Origin of the sequence: Paenibacillus helianthi (assembly GCF_001909055.1) — a bacterium.
GTDB lineage: Bacteria > Bacillota > Bacilli > Paenibacillales > Paenibacillaceae > Paenibacillus_AQ > Paenibacillus_AQ helianthi.
On sequence record NZ_LVWI01000092.1, the window covers coordinates 53722 to 67191 of the forward strand.

At 50.4% G+C, this 13470-nt stretch carries 13 protein-coding genes; 3 read left to right on the plus strand and 10 right to left on the minus strand.

The genetic code is table 11. The features are described from left to right. Window positions 1-147 precede the first annotated feature (147 nt). The 5 genes from A3844_RS29050 to cysT all read right to left on the minus strand — a co-directional run bounded on the left by A3844_RS29050 (window position 148) and on the right by cysT (window position 4989). Window positions 148-930 carry an MBL fold metallo-hydrolase gene (locus A3844_RS29050; protein ID WP_074109290.1) on the minus strand — a complete coding sequence of 261 codons (783 nt, stop codon included), beginning with the start codon at window positions 928-930 and terminating at the stop codon, window positions 148-150. 209 nt (window positions 931-1139) lie between these two features. Beyond that, window positions 1140-2207, minus strand: a complete 1068-nt coding sequence (locus A3844_RS29055; RefSeq protein WP_074109291.1) for a sulfate ABC transporter substrate-binding protein — start codon at window positions 2205-2207, stop codon at window positions 1140-1142. A gap of 106 nt (window positions 2208-2313) precedes the next feature. After that, entirely contained in the window at window positions 2314-3378 is a 1065-nt protein-coding gene (locus A3844_RS29060) for a sulfate/molybdate ABC transporter ATP-binding protein (RefSeq protein ID WP_074084897.1), read from the minus strand. A gap of 1 nt (window position 3379) precedes the next feature. Next, window positions 3380-4177 (minus strand): sulfate ABC transporter permease subunit, encoded by a 798-nt coding sequence (locus A3844_RS29065; RefSeq protein WP_074084896.1) that lies wholly within the window; start codon window positions 4175-4177, stop codon window positions 3380-3382. Further along, window positions 4174-4989, minus strand: a complete 816-nt coding sequence (gene cysT, locus A3844_RS29070; RefSeq protein WP_074109292.1) for a sulfate ABC transporter permease subunit CysT — start codon at window positions 4987-4989, stop codon at window positions 4174-4176. The genes A3844_RS29065 and cysT overlap by 4 nt, the downstream gene beginning before the upstream one ends. A 186-nt stretch (window positions 4990-5175) precedes the next feature. On the opposite strand from cysT, the gene A3844_RS29075 reads away from it, so the two are divergent. Continuing rightward, window positions 5176-5577: a secondary thiamine-phosphate synthase enzyme YjbQ gene (locus A3844_RS29075; protein ID WP_074109293.1), complete on the plus strand. Its 402-nt coding sequence runs from the start codon at window positions 5176-5178 to the stop codon at window positions 5575-5577. 187 nt (window positions 5578-5764) lie between these two features. Here the strand turns inward: A3844_RS29075 and A3844_RS29080 are convergent, their stop codons facing one another. From A3844_RS29080 to A3844_RS29090, 3 genes are all read right to left on the minus strand, one after another. Beyond that, window positions 5765-6346: a TetR/AcrR family transcriptional regulator gene (locus tag A3844_RS29080; protein WP_074101599.1), complete on the minus strand. Its 582-nt coding sequence runs from the start codon at window positions 6344-6346 to the stop codon at window positions 5765-5767. Between the two features lie 3 nt (window positions 6347-6349). Next, window positions 6350-6982 (minus strand): YigZ family protein, encoded by a 633-nt coding sequence (locus A3844_RS29085; protein ID WP_074109334.1) that lies wholly within the window; start codon window positions 6980-6982, stop codon window positions 6350-6352. A 129-nt stretch (window positions 6983-7111) separates the two neighbouring features. After that, window positions 7112-8467, minus strand: coding sequence for a glucose-6-phosphate isomerase (locus A3844_RS29090; RefSeq protein WP_074109294.1), 1356 nt, complete (start codon window positions 8465-8467; stop codon window positions 7112-7114). Window positions 8468-8715: 248 nt separating this feature from the next. Here A3844_RS29090 and A3844_RS29095 point away from each other — a divergent pair, with 248 nt between their 5' ends. Beyond that, the gene (locus A3844_RS29095) at window positions 8716-9618 is read left to right on the plus strand and encodes an NAD(P)-dependent oxidoreductase (RefSeq protein WP_074084891.1); all 903 of its coding nucleotides are present in this window, start codon (window positions 8716-8718) and stop codon (window positions 9616-9618) included. Window positions 9619-9712: 94 nt separating this feature from the next. After that, window positions 9713-10186: a GNAT family N-acetyltransferase gene (locus A3844_RS29100; protein WP_074084890.1), complete on the plus strand. Its 474-nt coding sequence runs from the start codon at window positions 9713-9715 to the stop codon at window positions 10184-10186. Between the two features lie 439 nt (window positions 10187-10625). Here the strand turns inward: A3844_RS29100 and ppnP are convergent, their stop codons facing one another. Both ppnP and tkt read right to left on the minus strand, forming a co-directional pair. Continuing rightward, window positions 10626-10943, minus strand: coding sequence for a pyrimidine/purine nucleoside phosphorylase (gene ppnP / locus A3844_RS29105; RefSeq protein WP_074084889.1), 318 nt, complete (start codon window positions 10941-10943; stop codon window positions 10626-10628). Between the two features lie 34 nt (window positions 10944-10977). Continuing rightward, window positions 10978-13026 (minus strand): transketolase, encoded by a 2049-nt coding sequence (gene tkt, locus A3844_RS29110; protein WP_074109295.1) that lies wholly within the window; start codon window positions 13024-13026, stop codon window positions 10978-10980. Window positions 13027-13470 lie beyond the last annotated feature (444 nt).

Sequence of the window (13470 nt, forward strand, 5' to 3'; positions counted from 1 at the left end):
TATTCACACCGAAGGAAGACCCTAATTTCCTGTGAAAAGCAAAAAGGCCCCCACTTGAGCAGCAGCAGTCATGCACAATGGGGACGCTTGGGGAGAATTTCTCTTATAGGCTTGGCCTCAGTTCCGGATGTCCTGTCTCTGTCAGCCTTATCCTTCACCATGGCCCAGTTGCAGCTTCAGTCCTGTTACCGCGAGGGTCACATTTCCCGGAAGGATGTAGTCTTTTCTGAAGTCCACATCATGCGACATATGGGTGTACACGGCACGGATTGGCTGTACGATGTCCAGCAGTTCTGCAGCTTCGGTCATATCATAGACTGAACGGGTGGACAGCTCAGCAGATTCATAATAAAAGCTTGTTCCCAGCACCAGAAGGTCCGCCCCATGCATATGCTTCATTTCCTCCGGCGAGAGGGAAATAGAGTCCGGGCAATAGACCCAGGTGTAGTCGTCCTTTTCCAGCCTGTAGGCATAGGAATAGCCGTTCTTCCCATGGTTGACCCGCCAGGTGCGGATCTGCCAGCCGTCCAGTTCAATTCCGTCATCACACGGAATCATATCGATGTGGCCGCCAAGCCACGGATACTGCCGCTGAATCACCGGAATCACCTCGGCCGGCGCATAGAGCTCCCCTCTATACCCCATCCAGCGGCAGCTGTCTGCCCATTCCGGCAATCCGCCGATATGGTCGAAATGGGCATGCGTGACCAGCAGCCTGCGCATGCTGCGCCGCCCCTGCAGCTCCATCTGGCGCCGCCAATCCGGACCGCAGTCTATGACCCAGAAATCACTGGCGTTATCAATCAGCACTGAGGAGCGCAGCCGGATATTTTCTCCGTTGCTTCTCGCCTCCATGCAGGTCTCACAGCTGCAATATACCCGGGGTACGCCCATGGCGTCCCCGGTTCCCAAGAATACCAATGTGTCCACAAGCCAGCCCTCCTTAAATTTCGCGTCATGCGTCACGGATGTTCAGAAACACTTTATCATTATAGAACAGCTCAGCCACCTATTGCACCCTACGGTAAGAAGTGGCTCCGGTCCATCGGACTACCCCCCAACTGAATATAAAAAAGAGCGGCCTCATCCGCAGGTTTGCCCTGCCGTGAGACCCCTCTTTTTCATCTGAATTCTCTATCCTAGATTCCAGCCAGCACCTGATACCAGATGCCCCGCTTCGAATACAGTGTAGTGCGAACCTCATTCCAGCCGCCGAGATACGAAATGTCGAACAGACCCGCAGGAACCGGATAACGGCTCTCATTCTCTGCATAGACCTGCTTGTCAACGGGCCGGAACCCGTATTTGGCAAAGACCTCCTGCGCTTCCGGTGTAGCCAGATAATCCACCAATGCGTCCGCAGCTTCGCTGGTACCATGTTCTTTGGCATACTTATCCACGACCGCAGCCGGATTTTCAATCAGGATCGTATTCTTGGGAATAACCACCTCATATTTCACACCTTTTGCAATCCGGGCCAGCAGCTCATTCTCGTAAGTGACGATCACATCGCCAACCCCGTATTCAAAAGCCGCCATGGAAGCCCGTCCGCTTTTGTCCAGAGACTCTACGTTCGCGTGTATGCTCTCCAAAAATGCTTTGGCGGCAGCAGGGTCTTTCACCCCCTCCTGCTCCTCAGACAGCTTCAGACCCGCCCCGTAGATGGCGTTGATATCCCACTGTGCCCCGCCGGAGGTCTTCGGATTGGGATAGAGTACCTTCACCCCAGGCTTCGCCAGATCCGCAAAATCATGAATGCCCTTCGGGTTGCCCTCCCGGGTACCCAGTGCTACCACTGAGCGGGTCACCATTCCGTTCACCCCGCGGTCCTTCCAGCTAGGTTCAACAAGTCCAGCCTTAACCAGCTTCTCCACATCGCCTTCCATCGCCAGCAGCGTCACATCCGCTTCAAATCCGCCAACAATGGCCCGTGCCTGGGTTCCTGAAGCCTCATAAGACTGCTGAAAGGTGAGTGTCTGCCCCGTTTTGGCCTTCCACTCTGCTGCGAACAGGGGCAGAATCTCACCCATGGCATCCTTCGCAACACTATAGGCTCCAATCACTAGCGTAAGATCCCCATGCTGCGGGCTGTCAGCCGCCGTACTTTCCTTACCATTCCCGCAACCGGCCACGGCCAGTGCAAGCATTGCCAGCATTAAGGGCGCCAGCCATCCGTGCAGTTGTCTGCTCCTTTTGATAAGCCTCATCCCGGCGACACATCCTTTGACAAGATACCCCACAAAGTGGAGATTTGACTTCGAAGCGTACTCAAATACTTGCGGGAACCCCGATAACCTAGAAATCCTTCTAGTATTAGATAAATACAGGCATTGGATCTTCCTTCAGTCCATTCTCTTGAATCCAGCTCCGATCGTCATTGAACAAGTAGGCACGGTGGACAAGCACAGCGATTTCCTGACCCGGCGTAAGGGTTTCTTTCTCCAGAGAACGGTAAGTCACCAGCTTGTGGCCGTTCACTTCCACCTCAACCAGCCATTCACTGCCGCGGAAATGCAGATGTTTCACGATGCCCTGCTCCGTGGCCGAAGCCATTTTGAATTCATTGAGGTTGCCTACTTCGATGTATTCCGGACGAATCAGCGCCTTGGTAGGCTTGCCGCCACCTGCATTGTTGAAGCCCTTTAGCTCGGAAGCGCTCCCGATCAGTGTGGATTCCCCGATAAAGGTTGCCACAAACGGCGTTTTCGGCTCTTTATAGATATCCCAAGGTGTACCCTTCTGCTCCAGCCGTCCCTGATTAATAATCATAATCTCATCCGCCACTTCAATGGCTTCATCCTGGTCATGGGTCACGAAAATGGAGGTGATGCCGACGCGCTCAATCAGCTCGCGAAGCCATGAACGCAGCTCCTGCCGGATCTTGGCATCAATCGCGGCGAACGGCTCATCCAGCAGCAGCAGCTGCGGCTCAGGTGCTAGCGCCCGGGCAAAAGCGACCCGCTGACGCTGCCCGCCCGAAAGCTGATGCGGATAGCGTTTCTCAAAGCCCTTCAGTCCCGTAAGCTCCACCAGCTCGGCCACCCGGTGCTGGATCGTGTTTTTGTTCACCTTTTTCACCTTAAGTCCAAAAGCAATATTCTCATACACAGTCATGTGCTTGAACAGCGCATAGTTCTGGAATACAAAGCCGATCTCGCGTTCCTGGGGCGGTAGATTATTTACAGTCTTGCCGTGAAAAATGATCTCGCCGCTGTCCGGTGTCTCAAGGCCCGCCAGCATGCGCAGTATCGAGGTTTTGCCGCCGCCGCTTGGACCGAGCAGGCCAATAAGATGGCCTTTGGTAATTCCGAAGTTAACGTCCTTCACCGCATGAAAATCTCCAAAATGCTTATCGAGTCCCCGGACTTCCACATGCATATTAATGCACTTCCTTTCTTCTTTTACTCCATTCCATAAGCAGCAGCAGACCCGCGGAGAATGCGGCCAGCACCAGCGCTATACCGCCCGCAGCCGTTACATTGAAGTTCTCGACGTCCTGATAGACCAGGGTAGTGGCCGTCTGGGTTTTGTTCATGATATTCCCCGAAACCACCAGCACTGCCCCGAATTCACCCAGGGAACGCGCAACCGTCAGAATCACACCGTAGATCACAGCCCAGCGGATGGAGGGCCAGGTTACCTTCCAAAAGGTAGTCCAGCCATACGCACCAAGCGTTGAAGCTGCCTCCTCCTGCTGCGACCCGATCTCCTGAAGCACAGGCATGACTTCACGCACCATCAGGGGAAAAGTCACGAAGAGTGTGGCAATGACCATTCCCGGAAAAGCATACACAATCTTCATCCCGATTTGCTCAAATACAGCACCCAGCGCACTATCCGGCCCGAGCAGGAGCACAATCATCAGTCCGCCAATAACCGGCGATACGGCATAAGGCAGATCTACAATGCTGTTCAAAAGCCCTCTGACCCGTCTGCCCAGCCAGTTCGCCCTTACCAAATACAAGGCCATCATAATGCCAAACAACGTATTGAGCAGCGTGACCACCACAACGACGAATCCTGTCATCATCAGCGCGTGCAGCGCCTCCGGCCGGGTCAGCGCAGCCCAGAAGCCGCCGAAGCCTTCACTGAAGGCACCGATTGCCATTTTCCCGAGAGGTGCAGCAATCAGCAGGAAAAACACAAGATAAGTCAGTCCGATCCATAGTTTCCTCATGCTCTTCTCCCCCGCATTTGCAGCATATTAATCAGCCAGAGAATGAGAAAGGACAAGGTTAACAGGATAATGGACACTGCTGCGGCACCGACCGGATTGTCACTTTCAACTTCACCGAAAATAAACACGGAGGACACTAGTGTCCGTCCCGGAATATTGCCCGCTACGAGCACGACAGCTCCAAATTCGGCAAGTGCCCGGGAGAATGCAAGCATGCCGCCACTAATCATCCCGGGGGCCATGGAAGGAAGAATAACCTGCCAGAATACCCGGCTGCGTGTAGCCCCCATCGTATAAGCCGCTTCCTCTTCAGAGGGGTCCAATTCCTCCAGCAGCGGCTGGACCGCACGGATCACAAATGGAAAAGTTACAAAGACCATGGCAATCACAATAGCCGGCTGGTGAAATACAATCTCAAATCCCAATGCTTCAGCCATGCCGCCGATCAGACTGCCCGGACCCAGCAGCAGCAGAATCATTAGCCCCCCAACCGCAGTCGGCAGCGCAAATGGCAAATCCACAAGACTGTTCAGCAGTGCCTTACCGGGAAATGGATAGCGGATCAGCACCCAGGCAATCATCGTGCCGAGCAGAACATTAATAACTGTAGCAATAACGGCCAGTTTCAATGTCAACAGTACCGACTTCCAGGCAATCGGGTCGCCGACGCTCTCGGCAAAGTTTCCGAAGCCCAGAGAGAATGAGTTGTAATAGACACCGAGAATCGGCAGAACAATAAGTACAACAAAATAAAGAAGTATCGTCGTGCGGAATCCCCAGGTCCATCCCTTGTGTCTAAGCAGCGTATTCAAGAATAAGTCCCCCCACCTCCGGCTTACCGGTCGGTATACTCGCCTTTACAGCCATAATTATTCCTATTAATATACTTGGTTTAAAGTTATCACTACTTTACCAAATGCCCCTTGCCCCGTCAATTACTTTCATGCTGTTTTGGGGTAAAATATAGTATATTGGCAACACAGAGAGGGGATAACGTTATGCTGCACACTATGGAGATCAGTACCAGCAAACGGGATGAACTGCGGGACATCACCCGCGAAGTCATTTCCTATGTCAAAAAGAGCGGTGTACAGAATGGCATCATCGTCGTCTACTGCCCGCATACCACAGCCGGAATAGCCATTAATGAGAATGCTGACCCTGATGTCAAGCATGATGTGCTAATGAGGCTTGATGAGGTTTATCCTTGGGAGCATCCCAAATACCGCCATGGAGAAGGCAATACTGCTTCCCATCTGAAATCCATCACCGCCGGCACCTCACAAAGTATTATTATTCATGAAGGAGCACTGCTGCTGGGACGCTGGCAGGGTATTTATTTCTGTGAGTTCGACGGGCCCAGACACCGGCAATGCCATTTTAAGATCATCGAGGGCTAAGACAGCCTTAACCGCCAAATTTCAAAAGCACTTCCCTGCCTAACAAAAATAGCGGCTCCGCCTGGTCCGGCGAGCCGCTATTTATACACCTATACCTATGAGAACTGCCTTCGCACTTTCACCATTGAAAGTAATAAAGTAATACCAATGCAACGCGCTAAATTGATAAGTGATAAAAAAACAAGCCCTACAAACTGCGGCTTAATACCTTGACATGCATGATTGCAGCCTGCCTGACATCTTCGAAGGATACCTTATCCTGAATATAGTAAGAAATAAATCCGTGTGCAGACAAGAACAAGGTTAACGGGATGCTCTGCCAGTCTTCGGACACATACCCCTCTTCCTTCATATGAGAACGCACAATACCTGCGAATAACTCAAAACATCGGCCCTGTTCCGCACGACAATAAGCAAGCAGCTCTTCGTCACGGATCATGAACATAATTTCATACTGATAAGGATGATCCAAGCCAAAACGGATAAATTCCAGAATCAGCTGTTCCACCCGGGTCATTCCCGTTTCAGGAGGAGTCTGCATGACTTGATTCAGCAATGTGGCTACATGATTGAAATCCTCGACGACGATGGCGTAGAACAACTCAGCCTTTTCCTTGAAGTGATAATAGAGCGACCCATGGCTGTACCCCAAATGCTGGCCAATGCTGCGCATCGATATGGCCCGATATCCCTTGGTAATAAATAAATGCCTGGCCGCTTCCAGGATTCTTTCCCTCGACAATTCCTGCTCGACTGCTCTTCTTGCCATATCTTATTCCCCTTCGCTGTAGTAAAGCCGCCGCCCTTCTGTAACCAGTGCTTGCCCCTGGGTAAGATCCGTTATCCATGCCATAAATGTGTCGCCATCATCATTGCGTGGAAGACACAGCAGCGTAACCTTATCCGTAAATAAAGTTTCACCCGTCTGAATGCCTCTTCCTCTAAGCTCGTTCTCAACCTTGCCCAGCCAGGTATAGTCGATTTCAACAAATACCTCCCGCCTCAGCACACGGGTGATCACTTCTCCAGCTTCGAGTGCCAGCACAGCGCCGTCCGTATAGGCCCGGATTAATCCGCCTGCACCCAGCATAATGCCTCCGAAATAACGGGTAACAACAATTGCGACATTTTTAACGTTTTGGCTGCGAATTACTTCCAAAATCGGTTTACCGGCCGTTCCACTCGGTTCCCCGTCATCCGACTGTCTCTGGATCTCGTCCCGCTCACCAATCATATAAGCAGAGCAGTTATGTGTGGCATTCCAATGCTGCTTCTTGATATTCTCGATAAATTGAACTGCTTCTTCTTCGTTCTCTACCGGCATAACATGACCGATAAAGCGTGACTTACGGATTACGACTTCCCGGGAACCGGGAGAGCGCACCGTCCGGTATTGTTCCAGCATCATTATTCCATTCCTAACATCTATATAATAACTTGATATATATTAGGAGCAGGCCATGGTATTGGATTACCTATGGACTGCTCCCGGGTGCTTACTGCTTGTATGAATGATCTGCGGTGTTCGGCAATACTATTCGGTAAGTCTGGCTTCGAGCTCTACTTTTTCTTTCTCATAGCCCGGTTTGCCGAGCAGCGCGAACATATTCTTCTTGTATGCTTCTACGCCCGGTTGGTCAAACGGATTAACGCCCAGCAGGTATCCGCTGATTCCGCAAGCTTTTTCAAAGAAGTACACCAGGTACCCAAAGGTATAAGGCGTTTGATCCGGGATGGTCACGATCAGATTCGGCACTTGTCCGTCTGTGTGCGCCAGCATGGTACCCTGGAACGCTTTTTTGTTGACAAAATCCATGGTCTTGCCAGTCAGGAAGTTCAGACCGTCCAGATCATCCGGATCATTCTCAATCGATACATGATGCTGAACTTGTTCAACCTGAATCACTGTTTCAAAAATATTACGGTTACCCTCTTGGATGAATTGGCCCATGGAATGCAGATCCGTGGAGAAATCAACAGAGGATGGGTAAATACCCTTGAAATCCTTGCCTTCGCTTTCGCCGTACAGCTGCTTCCACCATTCGGATACATAGTGCAGGGAAGGTTCGTAGTTGACGAGAATTTCCGTTGTTTTGCCCTTACGGTACAAAGCATTGCGGACTGCAGCATATTGATAGCTCTGGTTGGTAGCCACATCAGGATTGTTGAACTCATCGGCTGCGGCTGCGGCCCCTTGCATCATTTCTTCGATGTTGATTCCGGCCACTGCGATTGGCAACAGGCCTACCGGTGTAAGCACGGAATAACGTCCGCCTACATCGTCAGGAATAATGAACGACTCATAGCCTTCTTCATTCGCAAGCTTCTTGAGTGCGCCCTTCTCCTTGTCAGTAGTGGCGTAGATACGTTTGCGTGCTTCTTCTTTGCCGTATTTCTTCTCAAGCGCAGCGCGGAAAATGCGGAATGCGATAGCCGGCTCAGTAGTTGTTCCGGATTTGGAGATAACGTTCACGGAGAAGTCTTTGCCTTCTACAAGGTCAAGCAGGTGTGTGATGTATGTCGAGCTGATATTATTCCCTGCAAAATAAACTTCCGGTGTTTTGCGTTTGTCTTTGGAAAGGTTGTTATAGAAGGAATGCGAGAGAGCTTCAATCGCTGCACGCGCGCCCAGATAAGAACCGCCGATACCGATAACGATAAGCACATCGGAATCCCCTTGGATTTTCTTGGCAGCCTGTTGGATACGGGCGAACTCTTCCTTGTCATAAGCTGTAGGCAGATCGATCCAGCCCAGGTAGTCGGAACCTGCTCCACTTTTGTTATGAAGCTGCTCATGGGCCAGCTTCACCGGGGCGGCAAAGTAGTCAATCTCATGCTGGCTAAAGAAGGAAAGGGCTTTGGTGTAGTCAAAATTAATCTTCTTGGACATCGGTATTGGTAACCTCCTGTATATCTCTTTAGATTTGACACCGTTTGTTACAACTTTATAATAGGATACTTTAATTTGCCTGTACTGGCAAGGTCTTAAGGCACATCCCGGGCTTTAGTACCATGTTTTTGAAAGTTTTTGTGGAAGCGTTTGCCGCTAGAGCAAAGCACGGTTGTGTGGAACAAGCCCTGGGGGCGTGATAGAATATAACAAAGCATGCCATTTCAAAGAGCGAAGGTGGAAACGGAATGAAACAGATCGGCTTTATCGGACTCGGAACCATGGGTGCACCTATGGCTTCCAATCTGCTGCGCAGCGGATTTGGGGTTACAGTGTACAACCGGACATTAAGCAAAAGCGAACCTCTCAGGGCAGAAGGCGCCCAGGTGGCTGCAACATCTCAAGAAGCCGCCAAAGGCAAGGATGTTATTATTACCATGATCAGCAACGATGATTCTATCCGTGAAGTATTCTATGGCGCAAACGGTATCCTGGATGCGATCAAACCGGGGGCAACCGTAGTCGATTCCAGTACAATATCTCCTGGTTTGGCCCGTGAAATTGCCGCAGCCGTGGAGGAACGGGGTGGAAAGTTCCTGGATGCGCCAGTAACGGGCAGCAAACCCGCCGCCATTGAAGGTACACTGGTATTCATGGTTGGCGGCAGTGCTGATGTCATTGAAGAGCACCGGGATATCTTCGACTCTATGGGCAGACTGCTGCTGCATATGGGCGGCAACGGCAGCGGTGCAGTTGCGAAGCTGGCACATAACGCTATGGTCGGCATTCATAATGTCGCGCTCGCTGAGGGCTTCTCCATCGCGGTGAAATCAGGCGTTCCCGCTGACAAGTTCCTGGAACTGGTGAAGAACGGGTCGGCCGGCAGCAAACAAGCCGAGCTGAAGGGCCAGAAGATCATCGATAATGATTTCAGCAACCAGTTCTCCCTTGCGCTGATGCTGAAGGATCTCAAGCTGGCCTCCTCACTCAGTGACTCTACAGGTGTGCCTTCACCTATGCTTGGCGTAGCCAAAAGCATGTTCCAGGCCGGATTCAACCACGGCTTCGGGGACGAAGATCTGTCCGCAGTGGTCAAATCCTATGAAGAATGGATCGGCCAGAAGATCGGCGATGGCGCAAGCAAGGAATAAGCATACTCTTCTCACATACCCAGGTTTTCATTTGGCGCAGCTGGAATTTCAGGCTGCGTCTTTTGATGGCTAAAATCCCAAGGAGGAAATCCATATGCTGTTTATCCAGTTAGCTGATCCGTTAGACGCCCCTGCGTTAGCGAAAGTCCAAAAAGTCACATTTGATCACGACGCCCGGCGGTTTCAGAACAAAGCTGAAGACGGACCGCCGGGATATAGCTCCAGCTCCTGGCAAAGCGAGATGATGGAGAAAGGCCTATATTACAAGCTGCTTGCAGATGACTCTATCATCGGCGGAATGCTTGTATTCGCTTCACCGGATGAACGGGAATACCATCTCGGCCGTATCTTCATTGACCCGCTGTATCAAAACCGGGGGTACGGGCAAGATGCATTCAACTTCCTGTTCAGCACTTTCCCCAATGCGCAGAAATGGACACTGGATACCCCTTCATGGGCGGTCAGAAACCAATATTTCTATGAAAAGCTGGGATTTGTGCAGATCGCCGAGGTTTCACTCGAACCTAGTGGAGAAACACTGATTCAATATGAACTCATAGATTGCTGAAGATACTGAATAGTCTGCTTCTTAAGCCATAATGAATAGGATTGCATTGCAGAATACAGCCCAACCTCTTTATTCTCAGACCTGATCCTGGTGCGGTTTGTCCCAGCGATTCCAGGTCGGGGTATTGCTTCACTACTCTCTCAATATCCGCATTACCGTATAGGAATATACCTGATTGGGGTTCACAAGGTTTGTAGCAACATAAAACTTAATAAAAATAACGTAACCTTATGTATTTCCTTGCAAAACCCTGACTTTATCACATTCCCATCTCCCATTCTATCTGCTTGAGGCACTCTGGCCCCTCTGGTAGCTAGTGAAGCATATGAGAATGTATTCATGTCGTCAATATTAATAATTAGTAGATTTATCTGCCTGAAACAAAAAAAGTGTCCCAGCAGCCGAAGCTGTTGGGACACTCTTCATTCCTTGGCTTAAATTACAAAATCGGGTAAGAACAGCAATAATCAGTTAATGCGAATACTTCCAGCGAAAATTTGGAGTTGCCGGGAACGTGGAAGGTGTCTGTACCCTTGATTTCTTTCCAAATGTCTGAGCCGGGAAGCAGCACTTTTAGATCGCCGGACAGAATTTCCATCGTCTCAGGGCCTTCGGTACCGAATTCATACACTCCAGGCAGCATGATGCCGAGCGTCACCTTAGTGCCGTCCTGCAATGTAACTGTACGGCTGGTAACTTTTCCATCGTAATAAATATTAGCTGCTTTTTGAATTGTCGCGTTGGTGAACTGACTCATCTGCTTATTCTCCCCTTTGTCCTTAATCCGTCTATTATAGCAGGGCCTTCACGCGGCTGACTACATTGTCAACCGTAAAGCCATATTCTCTGATTACAGTATCGCCAGGTGCGGAAGCGCCAAACGTTGTAATACCCAGGATATCACCCTGATCGCCGGTGTAACGTTCCCAGCCGAAGGTTTGCGCCATTTCGATAGCCAGCCGCGCTTTGACTTCAGGCAGGATAACGGAATCACGGTAGGCTTTATCTTGCTTCTCGAACAAATCCCAGCTCGGCAAACTAATAACACGGACATCGATGCCTTCTTCGGCAAGAGCAACCTGTGCTTTCACAGCCAATTGAACCTCGGAGCCTGTTGCGATAATTTGTGCCTGCGGTGTACCGTTCTTGGAATCGGAAACCACGTATCCGCCGCGTTTGATGTTATCACGCACTCCGTCTACCGTGCCTTGCAGGATCGGCAGGTTTTGGCGGGTCAGCACCAGCGCTACCGGATTTGAAGTGTTTTCCATTGCATAGGCCCAAGCTGCAGAGGTTTCATTGCCGTCAGCCGGACGGATCACCGTAAGGCCCGGAATGATGCGCAGGGAAGCGAGCTGCTCGATAGGTTCATGTGTCGGACCGTCTTCACCAACAGCGATACTGTCATGCGTAAGCACATAAGTTACCGGAAGCTTCATAATCGAAGCCAGACGAACCGCCGGACGCAGGTAGTCGGTGAATACGAAGAACGTACCGCCGAATACTTTGAGACCACTGTGCAGGGCAATCCCGTTCATCGCCGCAGCCATACCGAACTCGCGTACACCGAAATAAATATTGCGGCCATGATAGGAATCCGGAGTGAATTGGTCGAGACCGTTCAGATGGGTCATTGTCGAGCTTTCCAGGTCAGCAGAACCGCCCACCAATTGAGGAACTCCCGCAGTCAATCCGTTCAGAGCATTACCGGAGGCAACACGGGTGGACACCGCTTTGTCTTCAGCTTTGTAGAATGGCAGATTCGCATCCCAGCCTTCAGGAAGTTCACCCTTCAGAGCCGTTTCGAACTGTGCTGCAAGCTCTGGGTATGCTTTTTTGTATGCCGCGAATTTCTCGTCCCATGCTTTGTTGACTGCAATGCCTTTTTCCTTCACTTCAGCAAAACGGGCACGGACTTCATCAGGCACAAAGAAGTTTTCTTCATATACCCATTTGTAGAAATCCTTCGTCAGCTTGGCTTCGTCTGCTCCCAGCGGGGAACCGTGAGTACCACCGTGGCCGCCTTTACCTTGTTTGTTCGGGCTGCCATAGCCGATAACCGTCTTCACTTCAATCAGTGTTGGCTTGCTGCTGTCGGCTTGTGCTTCACCAATAGCCTTGCCCAGTGCAGGAAGGTCGTTGCCGTCTTCCACACGCAGAACCTGCCAGCCATAAGCTTCAAAACGTTTGGCAACATTCTCGGAGAACGCAAGATTCAGCTTGCCGTCCAGCGAGATATCATTGGAATCGTACATGACAATCAGTTTGCCAAGCTTCAAATGGCCGGCAAGCGAAGCAGATTCGGAAGAGATCCCTTCCATCAAATCGCCGTCGCCGCAGATTGCGTACGTATAGTGGTCAATTACATTGTGTTCGCCTTTATTATAGGTAGCGCCTAGCTGAGCCTCAGCCATTGCCATCCCTACTGCCATCCCGATACCCTGACCCAGTGGACCGGTAGTGGCATCAACACCTGCAGTATGGCCGAACTCCGGATGTCCCGGTGTCAGGCTGCCCCATTGGCGGAATTGCTTCAATTCTTCCATCGGCAGATCATAGCCGCTAAGGTGCAGCAGGCTGTACAGCAGCATGGAACCGTGTCCTGCGGACAATACAAAGCGGTCACGGTTGACCCAGGTCGGGTGCTCCGGATTATGATTCATTGTCTTCGCAAACAGCTGATACCCCATTGGAGCTGAACCCATCGGCATTCCCGGGTGTCCGGAATTTGCTTTTTCAATCGCATCGATAGCAAGCGTGCGGATCGTCGTGATGGCCAGGTTGTCCACTGTGGAGTTTTCTTTTTTGTGGATGGCTTGTTCTTTTGCCTGTTCAGTCATGAAAATAATCCTCCTCGAATTCAAGAATGTCATTTTGACTATTATTGTATCACTAAAGTGGAAGCATTTCCAATTGTTTTTGCAATCTCAATGTTCGAACAGCTTATATTTTGCGGTTTCAGTCTTATCTATGCATCAATTTTCCAGTGACTAACAACAGCTCCCTCCCTTACAACAGCAGTAAAAAAACAGCCCGCACTATGAAAAGAACAGGCTGCCAGAGTAAAAATAGAGTATGATAGATTCATGAATGAAAACGTTTTATTTTAGATGTAACGGAGGAGTTATCCTCTTAAATATTCTGCAACATACATAAGACCAGTTCACAACTTAGGCTTTGGTCCAGTACCCGAATTAGACTAAAGTTTGTTTTACGATGCTGGAATATACAGTAAGATGGAATTACTTAAGTGAGCGGTTATACCAAATTATTCATATTTCCAG